The 17,319-nt window shown below is 60.8% G+C and carries 14 protein-coding genes; 8 read left to right on the top strand and 6 right to left on the bottom strand.

Annotated features, from left to right (window positions below; all coding sequences use genetic code 11):
• The 3 genes from JNL86_06205 to JNL86_06195 all read left to right on the top strand — a co-directional run.
• Window positions 1-2,331: tandem-95 repeat protein (locus JNL86_06205; protein MBL8042496.1), on the top strand; the 2,331-nt coding region annotated here is incomplete at its 5' end.
• A gap of 28 nt (window positions 2,332-2,359) precedes the next feature.
• The gene (locus tag JNL86_06200; GenBank protein MBL8042495.1) at window positions 2,360-2,710 is read left to right on the top strand and encodes a DUF3467 domain-containing protein; all 351 of its coding nucleotides are present in this window, start codon (window positions 2,360-2,362) and stop codon (window positions 2,708-2,710) included.
• A 61-nt stretch (window positions 2,711-2,771) separates the two neighbouring features.
• On the top strand, window positions 2,772-4,256 hold the full coding sequence (locus JNL86_06195) for an HlyD family efflux transporter periplasmic adaptor subunit (GenBank protein MBL8042494.1): 1,485 nt from the start codon (window positions 2,772-2,774) through the stop codon (window positions 4,254-4,256).
• 59 nt (window positions 4,257-4,315) lie between these two features.
• On the opposite strand, the gene JNL86_06190 is transcribed toward JNL86_06195, so the two are convergent.
• Together JNL86_06190 and JNL86_06185 are read right to left on the bottom strand one after the other, a co-directional pair.
• Entirely contained in the window at window positions 4,316-4,723 is a 408-nt protein-coding gene (locus JNL86_06190; protein MBL8042493.1) for a HEPN domain-containing protein, read from the bottom strand.
• The gene (locus JNL86_06185; GenBank protein ID MBL8042492.1) at window positions 4,713-5,063 is read right to left on the bottom strand and encodes a nucleotidyltransferase domain-containing protein; all 351 of its coding nucleotides are present in this window, start codon (window positions 5,061-5,063) and stop codon (window positions 4,713-4,715) included. The genes JNL86_06190 and JNL86_06185 overlap by 11 nt, the downstream gene beginning before the upstream one ends.
• A gap of 91 nt (window positions 5,064-5,154) precedes the next feature.
• Between JNL86_06185 and JNL86_06180 the strand changes: the two genes are divergently transcribed.
• The 5 genes from JNL86_06180 to JNL86_06160 all read left to right on the top strand — a co-directional run bounded on the left by JNL86_06180 (window position 5,155) and on the right by JNL86_06160 (window position 12,304).
• Window positions 5,155-7,302, top strand: a complete 2,148-nt coding sequence (locus JNL86_06180; GenBank protein ID MBL8042491.1) for a hypothetical protein — start codon at window positions 5,155-5,157, stop codon at window positions 7,300-7,302.
• Between the two features lie 29 nt (window positions 7,303-7,331).
• Window positions 7,332-9,323: a preprotein translocase subunit SecA gene (locus JNL86_06175; GenBank protein MBL8042490.1), complete on the top strand. Its 1,992-nt coding sequence runs from the start codon at window positions 7,332-7,334 to the stop codon at window positions 9,321-9,323.
• 29 nt (window positions 9,324-9,352) lie between these two features.
• Window positions 9,353-10,000: an efflux RND transporter periplasmic adaptor subunit gene (locus JNL86_06170; GenBank protein ID MBL8042489.1), complete on the top strand. Its 648-nt coding sequence runs from the start codon at window positions 9,353-9,355 to the stop codon at window positions 9,998-10,000.
• Between the two features lie 22 nt (window positions 10,001-10,022).
• Window positions 10,023-10,832 (top strand): efflux RND transporter periplasmic adaptor subunit, encoded by an 810-nt coding sequence (locus JNL86_06165; GenBank protein MBL8042488.1) that lies wholly within the window; start codon window positions 10,023-10,025, stop codon window positions 10,830-10,832.
• 125 nt (window positions 10,833-10,957) lie between these two features.
• A complete protein-coding gene (locus JNL86_06160) occupies window positions 10,958-12,304 on the top strand; it encodes a TolC family protein (GenBank protein ID MBL8042487.1) in 1,347 nt (448 codons plus the stop codon).
• Window positions 12,305-12,373: 69 nt separating this feature from the next.
• Here the strand turns inward: JNL86_06160 and JNL86_06155 are convergent, their stop codons facing one another.
• From JNL86_06155 to metG, 4 genes are all read right to left on the bottom strand, one after another.
• The gene (locus tag JNL86_06155; GenBank protein MBL8042486.1) at window positions 12,374-13,315 is read right to left on the bottom strand and encodes a cation transporter; all 942 of its coding nucleotides are present in this window, start codon (window positions 13,313-13,315) and stop codon (window positions 12,374-12,376) included.
• A gap of 129 nt (window positions 13,316-13,444) precedes the next feature.
• On the bottom strand, window positions 13,445-15,229 hold the full coding sequence (gene ftsH / locus JNL86_06150; protein MBL8042485.1) for an ATP-dependent zinc metalloprotease FtsH: 1,785 nt from the start codon (window positions 15,227-15,229) through the stop codon (window positions 13,445-13,447).
• Between the two features lie 115 nt (window positions 15,230-15,344).
• On the bottom strand, window positions 15,345-16,211 hold the full coding sequence (locus JNL86_06145; GenBank protein ID MBL8042484.1) for a hypothetical protein: 867 nt from the start codon (window positions 16,209-16,211) through the stop codon (window positions 15,345-15,347).
• The coding region (metG, locus tag JNL86_06140; protein MBL8042483.1) for a methionine--tRNA ligase subunit beta at window positions 16,208-17,319 on the bottom strand (1,112 nt) is incomplete at its 5' end. The genes metG and JNL86_06145, both read right to left, overlap by 4 nt.

Raw genomic sequence — 17,319 nt, 5'->3', positions numbered from 1 at the left:
AATGGGAGCCTTACGCTGAATGCCGACGGTACGTTCAACTACACACCGAATAGTGGATTCACCGGCACCGATAGCTTTACCTACAAGGCCAACGACGGGGCGCTGGACTCGAATGTGGCCACGGTGACGATCTCGGTCACGGCGGCGCCGGTCGTTAACCAGGCGCCGGTGCTCACCACGATCGGCAATCAAACCATCGACGAAGGGCAGGCGCTCTCCTTCACCGCTACGGCCAATGAGCCGGATGCCGGGCAGACGCTGACGTTCAGTTTGGAGAACGGGACGAGCGGCACGATCCCGGCGGGGGCCACGATCAATCCCACGACGGGTGCCTTCAGTTGGACGCCCACGGAACTCCAAGGGCCGGGGACCTACACGTTTGATGTGGTGGTGACGGACAACGGGGCGCCAACCTTGAGCGATCGGGAGACGATCACCGTCACGGTGAACGAGGTCAATCAGGCGCCGGTGCTCGCCACGATCGGCAATCAGACGGTGAACGAAGGGGCCTTGCTCACCTTCACTGCGACGGCCACAGATGGCGATGTCCCAGCCAATACGCTCACCTATACCCTGCAGGGCACGATCCCGGCGGGTGCGAGCATTAACCCGACGACGGGTGTCTTCACCTGGACCCCGACGGCGGCGCAGATTGGCCCGCACAGCCTGACCGTCCGCGTGACGGATAACGGAACTCCGGCGCTGTCTGCTGAAGAGACGATCACCGTGACAGTCAGTGACGTGAACGCCACTCCGACGGCGACGAATGATGCCTACACGTTACAGCAGGGCTCGACGTTGGTGGCGGGGACACTGTTGGTCAAAGACATTCTTGCTGGTGCTGGAGCATCGAATCCAGCCAACTTCACTGTGGTAAATGGAAATCTATTTTTTACAGCGAGCGATAGTGTGAACGGTACTGAACTGTGGAGGAGCGACGGGACGGCGGCGGGGACAATGTTGGTAAAAGATATCAGGGCGGATAGTTCTTTCCCGACAAATCTTACCAACGTCAACGGCACGTTGTTTTTCACAGCCAACGACGGGGTGAATGGAATTGAGTTATGGAAGAGCGACGGGACAGCGCCAGGGACCTTTATGGTTAAGGATGTACGTCCGGGAAATCTTGGTTCGAGCCTCAGCAACTTAACGAATTTGAACGGGCTCTTGTTCTTCTGGGCAGATGACGGAGTAAACGGGATTGAGCTGTGGAAAAGCGATGGCACGGAAACGGGAACGGTTCTTGTCCGCGACATTAATCCTGGTGCTTCCAGTGGTAGGACAGTTGTTCGTGAATTGGAAGTGGTTGGGGACACGATATTCTTCACTGCGAACGACGGTGTGAGCGGTAATGAACTATGGAAGACCGATGGGACTGTGAGCGGAACAACTCTGGTTGCAGACATTAATCCTGGGTTGCCGAACTCTACTCCCCAAGAGTTGACGAATATTAACGGGACGCTGTTCTTTAGTGCTGCTCGTAATGGATTGAATTTCGGTCAAGAACTGTGGAAGAGCGACGGGACGGCGGCGGGGACTACACAGGTTATGAATATTCATCCTACGGCTGGTTCAAATCCTCAAAACCTTACTAACTTCAATGGATCTGTTTTCTTCTCAGCTACTGATGGGAGCAGCGGGACAGAGTTATGGAAAAGCGATGGCACGACCGCGGGCACAATCCTTGTGAAAGACATAAGTTTAGGAAGCGGAGACTCGTTCCCCGCGGAGTTGGTTAGTGTCAACGGCATCCTCTTTTTCAATGCGATCACCACTGTAGAGGGATCGGAATTGTGGAAAAGTGACGGTACTGCTGCTGGAACGGTGCTGGTGAAGGATATTAAGACTGGTCCATCCATAGGTTCGTTTGGTAGCGGACTAGGCGGTAAGCTGACGAATGTGAATGGCACGCTGTTTTTTATTGCGGATGATGGGGCACACGGTCTAGAGGTTTGGAAAAGTGACGGGACTGAAGAGGGAACTGTTCTGGTGCGGGACATAAACGCTGGTTCTGCTGCGAGTACTAATTCCCAGCTCGTTAGTTTCGGCGGGAATCTGTTCTTCCGTGCCATAAATTCCGTAACTGGCGCCGAACTCTGGGCCAGCGGTCTCCAGAACGACCTCCTCGCCAACGACAACGATCCCGACAGCCCAACTCTCACAGCTACGCTCGGCACCGGCCCCACCAACGGCTCGCTAGTCCTGAATGCCGACGGCACCTTCACCTATCGTCCGAACGCGGGCTTCACCGGGACCGATACCTTCACCTACCGCGTGTCCGACGGCGCCACGGCCTCGAATCTGGCGACCGTGACGATCACGGTGGGATAACTCGGTTCCCTAGAACAAGGAGCACTACATGAGTTCAACGACGAATGGCACTGAACAGGCGGCCTCCCAGTCAGACCAGCGGCGTATTCACCTCGACGGCAGCCGTGCCGCAACCACCTATGCGAACACTTGTCATGTCGGCAGCACGAAGGAAGAGCTTGTGTTGAACTTCGGGCTGAATCAATTCTGGGAGCAGGGACAGCCGGACCTGCGTGTGCAGGTGACCAACCGGATCATCCTCAGTCCCTTTGCCGCCAAGCGATTGGCCCTGTTGCTGGGGGCGGTGGTGCAGCAATACGAGGGGCAGTTCGGCGTACTGGATCTCGGTGGCGGACCCAAACCGTCGACCATGAGCGACGGGCAGGGCGGAGCCGCCTGAACAAGGCGACCGTGTACTCGGTGCGCTGACGGCCTGCACGGCCCGGATGGGAGACTGATTCATGATGCGACAGGATTCCGAACCTACGGACGGACCGAGGCACGAAGGCCGCGCGCTGTTGCAGACGGCTCTCCCGGCTGAGGTGCTGGCCGCACTGACCGCGAAGGCGCAGACGGCGGAGCGGCTGCAACTGCTGCTCGAGCTGCTCTCGGCGGCCGTCGGGTCGAGGAACTATGAGGCGGCCACCCGTTCATTCGTCACGGAGACTGCAACCCGCCTTCAGTGCGACCGGGTCAGCCTCGGCATCGTGACGAACGGGCGCGTGGAGGTGACGGCTCTTTCTCACAGTGCCACGTTCAGTCAGAAAACCACGCTGGTCGGCGCCATTGCCGGGGCAATGGAGGAAGCGTTCGATCAGCGGCAGACCGTGGTCGTCCCTCCGCTTCCGACGACCCCCACGCAGATTCGACGGGCTCATGATGCGCTGGCGCGTCAATTCAACTCGGTCGCCCTCTGTTCCGTGCCGCTCACGGATGACGGCCTGGTGGTCGGCGTACTCACCTTGGAACGCGGCGCGGAGCAGCCGTTCGACCGTGGAACGCTGGAGGTGTTGGAGGCGCTGGCCGCGGTGCTGGGGCCGATCCTTGACCTGAAACGGCGCGATGCGCGGTGGCTCGGCGGCAAGGCCTGGGAGTCGCTTCGCTCGCAACTCGCCAAGTTGACGGGACCACGCCATGTGGGATTCAAGCTGGCGACGCTTGCGGCTGCCGCGCTTGCGGCGTGCGTCGCGTTGGCGACCGGCGATTATCGCGTGACGGCGAAAACGGCGCTGGAAGGGGCCATTCAGCAGGCCGCCACGGTTCCCTTTCAAGGGTATCTGGAGACCGCCCCGGTGCGGGCCGGCGATGTCGTGCAGGCGGGACAAGTTCTGGCCACGTTGCAGGATCATGAGTTGAAACTGGAGCGGTTACGGTGGCAGAGCCAGCGAGACCAATTGGCCAAGGAGTATCGCCAGGTCCTGGCGGATCGCGATGCGGCCAAGGTCGAGATCAAGGCCGCGGAGTTGGCGCAGGCGGAAGCCCAGCTGGCCTTGGCGGCCGATAAGCTCGCGCGCATTCAGATTATCGCGCCCTTTGCCGGCGTGATTGTGAGCGGAGATTGGAGCCAGCGACTGGGATCTCCGCTGGAGGAAGGACAGGTCCTGTTTGAGGTCGCGCCGTTGAACGACTATCGGGTGGTGCTCCAGGTGGATGACCGCGACATGGCGGGGCTGCGTATCGGGCAGTCGGGCACCCTGCTGCTCTCCTCCTTGCCGCATGACGAGCTGTCTTTTGCCGTCACGCAGATCACGCCCGTGTCGATGGCCAAAGAGGGCCGCAACTATTTTCGCGTCGAAGCGAGACTCACGACCCCACCGTCGAATCGACTCCGGCCGGCCATGGAGGGTGTGGGCAAGATTGCGGTGGATCAGCGGTCGTTGGTCTGGATCTGGACTCACGAGGTGCTGGATGAGGCGAGGCTGAAACTCTGGGCCTGGCTGCCGTGACGGTGCCCTCTTGCATGATGAACAAGACGAGCAGAGCCGCGAGAGTCGATGCGATGCAGCTAAGGTCGGATAGTTGGGGGCAGTCGGTCGAGGAGGACGGAGACGACCTGCCGTGCCAACGCGAGAGTCTGCACGGCTTCGCCCTCAGACGGGACTTGGGAATCGCCGGGGTAACGAAACTCCCAGGCGAACACTGTAAGATCTCTGGCTTCGAGCAGCACCGCCTTCAACGTCGGGTCAATCGCCTCACAGGCTCGGGCGAGTTCGTCCAGGTCATGCGTTTTCCTAAAGACGCGCTCATGCGCCGTCAGGTAGCCCTTCATCGCTTTTTCAGCAGCCTGTTGGCAATGAAACAAGGCATCTTCGACGAGGGGAGGAGCGGCAGCCAGGTCGATATCTGCGCCACGCAGATCGTTCCTCGCTTTCTGAAACCATGCTCGTGCTTCAACGGCGGTTTCAGGCTGCATAGAGCAGAATGCCTTCCCGTTCGACGGCGGCAGGGAGGGAGGAGACCACGGTGCGCTTCCGCTCGAATTCCTCTCGCGTCAGCACAAGAACATCCTTTGCGGCTCCGACACCGATCAATGCGCGAAATGCTTCTTGCTCGCGTCGATACCGCGGCAGGCCGGACTCTTTCACAACCATCAATAGGTCGTAGTCGCTGTCAGGGCCGGCTTCTCCCCGAGCCCGAGAGCCGAAGAGATAGACTCGTTCCGGTTGGAAGGCGCCCGTCAGGCGGCGCAACATTTCTTCAAGGATCGGATCCTGGGATCGAGGATGAACTGGTGTGCCGTGTTGGGATTGCATGGTGGGGAGCCTAGCACAGGGCGTGCGGGTACGCAATTTTATGATGTGGTGGCGGTGTTGAGTCGTAAGTCCTCAGGGTGTTGGGGGAGATATGGCCGGTGAATTTTTCAGCGCGTCCTGGTATCGCGTCGAACGGTTGAAGCCGCGGTTGCGCAGTCACGTGGAACTCGCGCGCCACCAGTACCGTGGCCGGACGTGGTACGTCCTGCAGGATCGCGCGTCGGATCGGTTTCACCGGTTTGCCCCTGCGGCCTATCACCTGATCGGCTTGATGGACGGCCGGCACAGTGTGCGGGCGATCTGGGAATCCGCGACGGCGACGCTGGGCGACGAGGCGCCGAGTCAGGACGATGTGATTCGGCTGCTGGCCCAGTTGCACGGCTCGGATCTCATCGTCTGCGATGTGCTGCCCGACACCGGAGAGCTGACCGAGCGGGCCGATCGAATTGCCCGGCGGCAATGGGCGAGCCGCCTGTCGAATCTGTTTGCCTGGCGCTGGCCGCTGTGCGACCCCGACCGGTTTCTGACCGCGCTGTTGCCGGTGGTTCGTCCGCTCATCAGCTGGCCGGGCTTCCTGCTCTGGCTGGGCCTGGTTGGCCTGGGTCTCGTCCTCGGCGGGCTCCATTGGCCAGACCTCACCCACGATCTGATTGCGCAGGTGACCACGCCGCATTCATTGATGGTCCTCTGGCTGCTGTTTCCGCTCATCAAACTGCTTCACGAATTGGGACATGGCTTCATGACGAAGGCCTTCGGCGGTGAGGTTCATGAATTGGGCGTGATGCTGTTGGTGTTCACGCCCGTGCCCTATTGCGAGGCCTCCGCCGCATGGGCGTTCCGCGACAAGCGGCAGCGTGTGTTGGTTGGAGCGGCGGGCATGATGGTCGAAGCGGCGCTGGCGGCACTGGCCCTCGTCGTCTGGATCAATGCGGAACCTGGGCTGGTCCGCACGGCGGCCTACAACACGATTTTTCTCGCGGGCGTGAGCACGGTGTTGTTCAACCTCAATCCGCTGCTTCGCTTCGACGGGTATTACATGCTGATGGATTGGCTCGAAATCCCGAATCTCCGGGTGCGGGCCACGGCTTATGTTCGGTACTTGTGTGAGCGGTACCTGTTTGGAGCCCGTGAGGTGAGTCGCCCTGACGCCACGGCCGGCGAACGGGCGTGGTTCCTCGGGTATGGGGTTGCCTCAAGCGTGTATCGGGTGATGGTGACGGTGGCCATTCTGCTGTTTCTCGGGGAACTGTCTCCATTGCTGGGGATCCTGTTCGCCGCGATGACCGCCGTGGGCATGCTTGTGGTGCCAGTGGCCAAGGGGCTGTCCTATCTGTTCAGGAGTCCCTCGATCGATGCGGTGCGCGGTCGTGCCGTGGCCGTGACCGCTGTGCTTTTCGCCCTGCCGGTCTGCGGGCTCTCCCTCATGCCGGCTCCGTTTCATACCATCGCGGAGGGGGTCGTGTGGGCCCCCGATGAATCGGTGGTGCGAGCGGGGGCCGATGGCTTCGTCCGACAGGTCGTGGCCAAGCCCGACAGCCTGGTGCAGCCGGGAGACGTGCTGTTCATCGCCGAACATCCGCGGCTCCAGGCAGAGGCGCGTGTGTTGGCTGCCAGGGTAAAGGAACTGCAGGCGCGCCATGCCGAGCAGCGGCCGGTGGATCTGGTGAAAGCGGCCATCATCGAGGAAGAGTTGGCCTATGCGCGGGATCAACTGGCTCGAACTCAACGACGGCTGGATGAGCTGGTGGTCCGGAGCCATACGGCGGGGCAGTTGATCGTGCCGGCTCCTCAAGACCTGCCCGGACGCTTCATCAAGCAGGGGGAGGTGTTGGCCCACGTCGTGGATCATCGTCGCCTCACCGTGCGGGCGGTCGTCGCTCAAGCGGATATCGATCTCGTGCGCACCCGGGACGCCGGCGTGGAAATCCGATTGGCGGAGCGTGTGGAGGATTGTTATCGAGCTGGGGTGGCGCGGCTTGTTCCCTCGGCGGTGAGCGAACTGCCGCATGCGGCACTCGGCAGCGAAGGCGGCGGCGTGGTGCCGGTCGATCCGACCGATGCGGAAGGTATGCGGACGGTTCAACGTGTGTTTCAGGTGGATCTGTCTGTCCCCGGGGAGGCGGGTTTGATCCATGTGGGTGAACGAGTACACGTTCGATTCTCGCATGGCTGGTCGCCGCTTTCGGACCAGTGGTATCGCCAGGTCCGTCAGCTGTTCCTCTCGCGCTTCACTGTCTAGCCCGATATTGAAGGGGATGGGCGGTCATGATGTGTCCTCAGTCTACGAGTGCGTTGTTGCCTGAGGTGGTGCACGGCGCGGTCTATCCGGAACGGGTACTGCCGACCTTGCCCTGGCTCGATGCGTGTGCCCAACGCGCGGTCGGACCGATCGCGCGGCGCTGGCGGAGCCGGCTCTGGGCGGGCCATGAGTTTGTGGAACGCGTGTCCGGACTGGCGATCACTTACGAATGCCTGAAAGAGACCGAGTTTCAACCGGCTGCCGAGACGCTACGGGCGGCGTTGGTCAAACAGGGGTTGACCGATCCACTGGTTGCCGAGGTGTTTGCCCTAGTCCGCGAGGCAGCCGCCCGCCTTCTTCGTCAGCGGCATTTCGACGTTCAGGTCCTCGGCGGGTATGCGCTGCTGCAGGGGCTGGTTGCGGAGATGCAGACCGGTGAAGGCAAGACCCTCACCGCGACGCTTCCGGCTTGCGCCGCCGCATTGGCGGGTTTGCCGGTGCACATTGTCACCGTCAACGATTACCTGGCGAGCCGTGATGCGGAGTTGATGGGACCTCTTTATCGAGCGCTGGGCCTGTCGGTCGGCGTGATCGTGCATGGGTTGACGCCGGAGGCTCGGCGCCAAGCCTATGCCTGTGACGTGACCTACTGCACGAATAAGGAACTGGTGTTCGATTATCTCAAGGATCGCCTGGCCATCGGTCGGCAGTCCGCTCAGATTCAACGGCGGCTTCGCAGGGTGTCATCTCCCGGTCAGACCGACGGCCTCCTGCTTCGTGGCCTGTACTATGCCATTGTCGATGAGGCGGACAGCGTGTTGGTGGATGAGGCGCGGACACCACTCATCATTGCGGGACGAGGAAACGATGCCGACGAACGGTTGGTCTACGAACAGGCATTGGCCGTGGCCCGTCAGCTCCGTCTCGGTCGCGAGGCTCGCATGGATGTGCGCTCGCGGCATGTCACGTTGACCGAGGCCGGGTCGGTTCGTGCAACGGAATTGACTCAGGGGTTCGGTGGAATGTGGCGTGGGCGAGGCAGACGTGAGCATCTCATCGAGCAGGCGTTGTCGGCCCTGCATCTGTTCGAACGGGACACACAGTACGTCGTCCAGGATGCAAAAGTGCAGATCGTGGACGAGTACACGGGGCGAGTCATGGCGGACCGGTCGTGGGAACGCGGGCTGCACCAAATGGTTGAAGTGAAAGAGTCCTGCCCCCTCAGCGAGCGTCAGGACACCCTTGCGCGCATCAGCTATCAGCGATTTTTCCGCCGCTATCTCCGGTTATCCGGCATGACCGGTACCGCCCGAGAGGTGGCCGGCGAACTCTGGTCGGTCTACCGGCTTGGGGTTGTGACCATTCCGGCGCATCGCCCGATGCAGCGAGTCGGTCTTCAAGACCGGGTCTTTGCAACGTCCGAGGCGCGATGGGCCGCGGTGGTTCAGTCGGTGGCTCGGTTGCACGGCCAGCGCCGGCCGGTCCTGATCGGCACCCGTTCCGTTGCGGCATCGGAGCGGGTGAGTCGATTGTTGTTTGCTGCCGGGTTGCCGCATCGGGTGCTCAATGCGAGACAAGACCGCGAGGAAGCCGAGATCGTTGCGCAGGCCGGAGAGCCGGAGCAGATCACGGTCGCGACCAACATGGCTGGGCGCGGTACGGATATTCACCTGGGCGCAGGGGTGGCGGAGCGTGGAGGCCTGCATGTGTTGGCGACGGAGCGCCATGATGCGGGACGAGTCGATCGGCAGTTGTTCGGACGCTGTGGTCGCCAAGGCGATCCGGGGTCGTACCAGGTGCTGCTTTCGTTGGAGGATGACGTGGTGGCTGCGCATGCGACCCGGTTCGGGCGATGGTGTGCCACGCAGGCGCTTCGATGGGGCTGGCAAGCGCCATCGCGTTGGTTGATGCGCCGGGCGCAGCGGGCGGCGGAACGATTGCATGCCCGCATGCGGCGTGCTGTGCTGAAAGTCGACGATCAATTGGAATCGGCGTTGGCCTTTGCCGGACGGACGGAATAACGATGGTTCAGTTCCACATGGAGACGGCGATGAGATTGAATTTCCTTGTGAGCCTGTTATTGGTGCCGCTGATGGCTGGTGGGTGGTCGGTCGCGGGTGCCGCCGATCTCACCTGCCTCGTTCATCCCTATCAGACGATCACGATGACCTCGCCCGTGGCAGGGATGTTGGAGAGCATCACCGTGGACCGCGGAGATGTCGTCAAAGAAGGCCAGGTGCTGGCGACGTTGGATACCAGCGTGGAACGGGCGACCGGCGCGGTGGCCCATGCTCACGCCGAATTGAGCAACCGGCGTCTGGCTGACTTGGAACTGAATCGAACGACGGCCGAGATCGCGCTCCGCACGATGAAAAGTCCGATCAACGGCGTGGTCGTCGAACGGTATATGCATCCGGGGGAGTTTCCCAAACAAGAACGTATTCTTAAACTTGCGCAGATCGATCCGTTGCGAGTGGAGGCCTATGCGCCGGTGGGGTTGCTTGGGAAAGTCACGGTGGGGATGTCTGCGATGGTGAAGCCGGAGGAACCGATCAAAGGTGAGTTTCCCGCCAAAGTGACGGTGGTCGACAAGGTCGTCGATGCTGCCAGCGGGACATTCGGTGTTCGCCTGGAGTTGCCGAATCCGGACTTCAAGTTACCGGCCGGGCTCAAATGCACCGTGCGGTTCACTAAGTAGGCCCCGGATGCGGTCCTTCTCCATGCGTATCACGACGGGTCTCATTCTGGTTGTGCTGGCGGCCCTGCCCGCGAGGGCGGATACGGGTGCCGGAAGTGAATTGCGTTGCCTGATCAAACCTTCCCAGGTGGTTGCGGTCGGTACCCCTGTCGAAGGGCTGATTGAATCGGTGACGGTGGATCAAGGAGATCTAGTCGGTGCAGGGCAGGTGTTGGCCGTGCTGGAATCGAGCAGGGAGCGGGCTGCGGTGGCGGTTGCCAAGGCGAAGTCCGAACTTGAATCGGCGCTGAAGACGACGCAAGTGCGGATGGAGTATGGGGTACGCAAGGTCGAGCGGGCACGAGATCTGCGGAAAACTTCGGCCATCGCGCACAACGAGCTGGATGAGGCCGAAACTGAACTCCGGGTGGCTGAGGCCGCAGCCTTGGAAGCGAAAGAAGAACATGAGCTGGCGCGACTCGAGTACCAACGTGCCGCCGCTGAGTTAGCGCTACGAACCATACGCAGTCCTATCACTGGACTGGTGGTCGAGCGTTATCTCACGCCGGGAGAGTTGGTGCGGCAGTCTCCTGTGTTGAAGATTGCGCAAATTCATCCGCTACGCGTGGAGGTGTTCGCACCGCTCGCTTGGCTCGACAAGATCGTCCCAGGGATGGTCGCTGATGTAGTGCCGGACTCCGCTACATCCTCCCCCTATGTGGCCACGGTCGAGACGGTGAATCGAGTGATCGATACCGCCAATGGAACGTTCGGGGTGCGGCTTCACCTTCCGAACCCCGATCACCATATCCCGGCCGGATTGCCCTGTACGGTGCATTTTCATACACCGTAGCGGGAGCGTCGCTCCTTCCTTCCCCTAACTCCCTACGTTCCACATGAAGCAGATATAAGCACGTCCGATGCGATTGAGACCCTACTCGCTAGGTGAGGGGGCAATGAAAGGAAATGGTGAGCAACATGATTGATCGCGTTCCTTCTGTGCAGTGGTTTCTCGTGGTCTTGTTCACCGGAAGTTTGTGGTATGGCGCTCAGCTTGATGCTCCGGCGGCCGAAACTGACGCGGTAATGCCGCTTCCTGAGCTGCGTCTGAGCCTGAAGGATGCGATGGATGCGGCGATGGGCAATAACCCTACCGTCAAATTGTTCAAGGAACGAGTCGAGCAGGCCAAGGCTGCGGCCTTTACGCAGTTGGGGACGTTGTTGCCAAATCTCTCCAGCAATGTTCGGCAGTCCCGCCAAACATTTTTTCTCGGCACGGTCGGGCTGACACCGCATGTCACCAGTCCGTTTTCGATTTTCGATGCTCGAGTGAGTGCGACGCAGAGCCTCTTCAGCCTGAGCTTGATCGACCGCTGGCGTGCCTCGCGCGAAGCGTTGAAGGTGGCGGAGTTAGAATCCGACACGGCCAAGAATGATGCGATGGGCGAAGTCGGCCTTCTCTATATGGAGGTGCTGCGGGCGCAGGCGACGGTCGATGCTCGTGAAGCGAATGTGAAACTCTTGCAGGAGTTGGCAGTGTTTGTCCGGAGTCGGCGTGGGGGAGGGATGGGGACTGGTTTGGACACCGCTCGCGCTGAGGCACAACTTGAGAATGAGCGGCAGCATCTGACACTGGCTCGCAGCGAAGTGGAGCGTTTCAAATTGGGCTTGATCAATGCTCTGGGCATTCAATTCGACATCCGGCTGGTCTTGACCGATGAATTGAAATCGTCGGTGGCGCATGTGCCGATGCTCCAGGAGGCTCTGGTTGAAGCGATGCAAGAACGAGCGGAGGTCAAGGCTGCGAAGCAGCGGATCAAAGCGGCGGATCTCACGTTGCGCTCGACAACCGACGAGCGCTTGCCGTCGCTGGTTGCCCAGGGAGACTATGGTCTGATCGGCAATCGCATGCACAACACTGCGGACACCTACAGCATGGCGCTGATGTTGTCGGTTCCCATTTTCGACGGCGGGCAACGAGAGGGACGGATCAGCGAGTCGCGTAGTTTGGCTCAGCAGGAGTTGTTCAAGTTGGCGGTCGTGCAGAACCGGGTGACACTCGAGGTGCGCGAAGCCCTGATGACGCTGGACTCGGCGAGAGAGCAAGTTGCGATTGCGAGGCGTGGATTGGAAGCGGCGGCTTCGGAGCAGGAGTTGGCCCGTGAACGGTTCAGCATCCTGAGCTCCTCCAGCAATCTCGAACTCACGAACGCCCTGTTTTCGCTCGCTCGGTCTAGAGACAACGCGATCGATGCATTGTATCGTTTGAATGCCGCGCGGATTAATCTGGCTCGAGCATTGGGGAAAATGGGAGAGATTTCGTAGAACGTGCGGGCTTCGGACCCGGGGATGGTGCTCCTCCAAACATCCGGCGAGTGATCAGTATCCGGCCAGCTAGTGATGGCTGTGCAGGAATTCCGCGTGCGAATGTTGGTCGTGTAATTTGGAGAGGTCGCAGTGGACGGCTTCGGGATGGCAGCATTCCGTTTCGAGTTGGATGGTCTGGTGTTTGATCTTGAATTCGTTGGTCACCCGATTCCGGATTGTCTGGAGGAGGTCGGTCGTGAGGGCCTGGTCGCCGCCATCGACTTGCACGTGGGTCGTCATCATGATGAGGCGTGGTTCCACCGCCCAGATGTGGAGGTCATGGACGTTCTTCACGCCGGGGATGGACTCGATGGTTGCCGCAACGAGTGCAGGGCTCACGCCGGGTGGAGTGGACTCCAATAGGACCTCAAGTGATTCTTTAAAGAGTGGCCAGGCGCCTCGGACAATTGCCAGGACGACGAACAGGCTCACGAGCGGGTCGAGCATCGACCAACCGGTCAGCATGATAATGCTGCCGCTCACGACGACGCCGAGTGACACCCAGGCATCGCTCAGCATGTGCCAGAAGGCGCTGCGGATATTCAGGTCATCTTTCGCGCCGTGCTGCAGCAGCAGGGCGATGGAAAGATTCGCTACGAAGCTGATCAAGGCAATCAGCATGACCCATCCTCCCGGAACGGGAACGGGGGCCATGAGACGTTCGAGGCTCACGAGTGTGATGCCGCCGGCGGTGAGCAGGAGGATGAAGGAATTGAGGAAGGCCGCGACGATCCCGGCTCGGTGATAGCCGAAGGTACGGCTGTCGGTGGCGGGTCGGGCAGTCAGCACATGGGCATAGAGCGCGAGAAAGAGGGAGCCTTGATCGACGAGATTGTGCCCCGCGTCGCCGATCAAGCCGATGCTGTTGGTGAGAAAGCCGCCGGCAAACTCCGCGACGACGATGACGGCATTGACCGCCAGGGCGATTCTGAGCTGGGAGCGAAGTTCGTGGTAGGTGTGGGGAAGCATCGACTTTAGTGTCTCACGAGAGGCTGAGGAGGGCAAGCCGTTGTGAGGTCTTCAAGTGACTGCGGACCAGTGCGCGAGATCTCTCGGAACCTATCGAAATGGAGAGGCGAGGCGCCAGCAAAGGCGGAGTTACTGCGGTGCAGCGAGGGCTTTGAGTTCCTCGCCGGTGATCGTTTCCTTTTCAAGTAAGACTTGAGCGGCGTGCCGCAGGGTGGCCTCCTGGGTCTTGATAAGATCGCGCGCCCGTTCGTACTGCCCATCGATTAATAGGCGAACCTCGCAATCGATTTCCCTGGAGGTCTGCTCGCTATAGTCGCCCGGCGTTTGGGATGGACCGGTTTGCAGAAAAATGGATTGCCGGTCCCGCTCCAGGCTGACCTGGCCCAGCTTCTCGCTCATGCCGTAGGCCTTGATCATACTCTTTGCGATATCCGTGGCTTTGCGCAAATCGTCCTGGGCACCGGTAGAAACCTCGCCATAGATCACTTCTTCCGCCGCCCGCCCGCCGAGCAGAATGGCGATGCGGTTCTTGAGCTCGGAGACGGTCATGAGGAACCGGTCTTCGGTCGGAAGCTGCATGGTGTAGCCGAGCGCGGCAATACCTCGAGGAATAATTGAGATTTTGTGCACCGCATCGCCGCCTGGAATGGAGAGGGCCATGAGCGCATGGCCGACTTCGTGGTGAGCAACCCTGGCCCGTTCCATTGCATTCAGCACCCGGTTTTTCTTTTCCAAGCCACCGATGACGCGCTCGACTGCTTCCTGCAATTCAGGCAGGCTCACCGTGTCCTTACCGCGCCGCACGGCCAGCAAGGCCGCTTCATTCAGGAGATTCGCCAAATCGGCCCCGACGAAGCCGGGCGTCATGGCGGCGATGGTTTCAAGATCCGCCTGGTTGGCGAGGGTAATGCTGCGTGCGTGGACTTTCAATATAGCGAGACGGCCGATCTTATCGGGCCGGTCCACCAACACCTGGCGGTCGAAGCGGCCGGCTCGAAGCAACGCAGGATCGAGAATCTCAGGCCGGTTCGTGGCAGCCACGAGAATCACGCCGGCGCGCGAGTCGAAGCCATCCATTTCGACGAGCAGTTGGTTCAGGGTCTGCTCTCGTTCTTCGTGGGCCATGGGGCCGACCCCGCGGGCCTTGCCCAGCGCATCCAGCTCGTCGAGAAAAATGATGCAGGGCGCCTTGCTCTTGGCCTGCTCGAACAGGTCGCGGACGCGAGCCGCGCCGACGCCGACGAACATTTCCACGAACTCCGAGCCGCTGATCGAAAAAAACGGCACGCCGGCTTCTCCGGCCACGGCCTTGGCCAGGAGCGTCTTGCCTGTGCCTGGTGGGCCGACGAGCAGAATGCCTTTGGGAATCTTGCCGCCCAGACGCCGGAACTTCTCCGGCGTTTTGAGAAATTCGATGATCTCTTCCAGTTCCTGCTTCGCCTCGTCGACACCCGCGACATCGGCGAAGGTCACCTTCACTTCATTCTCGACATAAATCTTGGCTTTGCTTTGCCCGACTGTCATGAAGCCTTGGCTTTGGCCCATGCGGCGCAGCAGGAACCACCAGACGCCGAAGAACAGCACGATCGGCAGGATCCAGGACAACACGTCCCTGAACAGCGTACTTTCAATCATCCCCGTGACCTTCACCTGGTGTTGCGCGAGGCTGCGCAAGAGGTCCGGATCTTCGATGCGAATGGTGTGGAAGACTTTGTCTTCCTTCATCTTGCCGTGAATGACTTGCGGCGAGACCGTCACCTCGGTGACCTTGCCCGCTTCCACGGCGACTTTGAATTCGCTGTAGGGAATTTCGGTGGGGGTAAACAGGGAGGGAAGAAAGGTCTGGATGAGGATCAGAACCCAGAGGGCAATGAACATGTACCAGATGGAGAATTGTCGTTGTTTAGGGTCCATCGTCAGGCATGTACGATCGAGTGATCAGGAGCGTCGATGGTGAACGGCCAGTCAACGAATTGTGACGGCAGCACCTGGTCAGCACATCACGAAACCACCGATTCAGTCAATGGGGTCAATTTTTCTTGGGTCTCAGGCGTTCGGAGAGCACCGGGTACTGCGCCGAGGCCACGCCGAAGTTCCCGGTCGCGACGTCGGCCACGACCACGCGCAGCGTGATGCCGTCGGGGGCGTCTTTGGACATAGGCACGAAAAACGGCGCTTCGAACCGGCTCTTTTCCCCGGCGTAGAACATCTGCAGCCGCTCGACGATGCGGTCTCCGACCAACAGTTCGGCATAGATATGCATCTTGCGGGAATCCCAATCGCTGTGCGGCCGGACCAGGGCGCCGGACAGTGTCCGCACCGAGGCTCGCAGCATCACATCTTCCTTGGCGATCAAGGGCTCGCCCGGCTTGGGGTGCTCGACTTGTACCAGATAGCCATACAGGGGCAGCACGATGCCGTCGTTGGTCAGGTCGTGGCCGGGTATCAATAAGACGGTGGTGCTCGCCCGCTGCAATGAGCGGGGATAAGCCAACGGCCCCTCGGCTGTGATTTCCACCAGCGTCGGGCGGGACAATTCAAGCGTGGCGCTGAACGCGGCGGCCTGGCGGCTGCTATAGACCGGTTCATCCATGAGGTGGGGTGTGCGCATGATCTGGGTCTGGTCGCCCGGTTCACCCTGCTGTAGGCCCGAGGCCAGCAACTGGCCGGTCGCTACATCAGTAATCGTGACGCGCGCGCCGCCGACGTCATGTCCCAGCACCAGGGATCGGTGTGCGACGACGCGCACGAGCACGGTCGTGGGCAGGGGATCGTTGTAGCGGGTTTTGCTCTCGAGTTCGGATTCGGAAGGCTCCGGCGTAAACGCAGCACTCATGCTGCTCAGCAGCACAAGGAGGCCGGTGCCGATCAGCCTGGTGATGGAGGCGCGAATCATTTCACTTTGGTGCCGGGATCCACGTCTTCGACGAAGGTGGCGAGCCCTCGCACGTCGCTGTCGCCCGCCGCGAGGACCATGCCCTGCGATTCGATGCCCATGAGCTTCGCCGGTTTGAGGTTTGCCACGATGACGATGGTTTTTCCGACCAGGGCTTCCGGTTCGTATTTCTTGCCGATCCCGGCGACGATCTGCCGCTGCTCGGCACCGAGGCTGACTTGGAGCTTGAGCAACTTCTCGGATTTCGGTACGCGCTCTGCCGCCAGCACTTTTGCCGCTTTGAGTTGAATCTTCATGAAGTCGTCAATACTGATCTGGGCCGGCTGCGCGGCGGCCTGGGCGGCAGACGGCGTCACGGTCGGAGCCGGGGATTGTGGCGCCGCGGAGGCTGCGATCGGCTGCGGATTTGCGGGTGTATCACTCACGGCTGTGGCTCCTTGTGGTTTGGATTCAATACGGGGAAACAGTGAGGCGCCTTTTTGAGTGGTGCTGCCGGCCAAAGGCACGTCCCACTGCCCGGCGTTTGCCGCCAGCGGTCGGGATAGGTCCAGCGATAATCCAAGTTGCCGGATCATCTGTGCCGCCGCATTGGGCATGAACGGGTAGAGCAGCACCGCCAGGAGTCGAAGGGCGCGGGCGGAGATATTTAGCACCGTGTGCAACTGCGGCTGTGTCTCCGGCTGCTTCGCCAGTTTCCATGGCGCGCTCTTGTCGATGTATTCATCGCAGAGGCCATTGAGGTCTTCGATTGTGAGCAGCACATCGCGAAACTGGAGAGCATTGAAGCCAGCTTCAGCCTTTCCGGGCAGGCGCTTGGCCAACTCCTCGATCCGCTGTTCCAATTCGGGCAGCACGGCCGGGCCCCGCTCGGGGATCGCGCCGGCGCAGGACCGTTCGATCATGGTGAGCGTGCGGCTCAAGAGGTTGCCGATACCGTTTGCGAGTTTGGCGTTGACGGTCGTCACGAGCGCGCCGTGCGAAAAATCGCCGTCTTGGCCGAACGGCACTTCGCGGAGCAGGAAATAGCGGAAGGCATCGGCGCCGAATTGGTCGACCATCTTGTTCGGGTCAACGACGTTGCCGCGGCTCTTGGACATCTTCTCGCCGT

This window comes from Nitrospira sp., assembly GCA_016788885.1.
Lineage (GTDB): Bacteria > Nitrospirota > Nitrospiria > Nitrospirales > Nitrospiraceae > Nitrospira_A.
The sequence above is the reverse complement of the archived record's forward strand: the minus strand, read 5'-3'. Positions and strand labels throughout refer to the sequence as shown.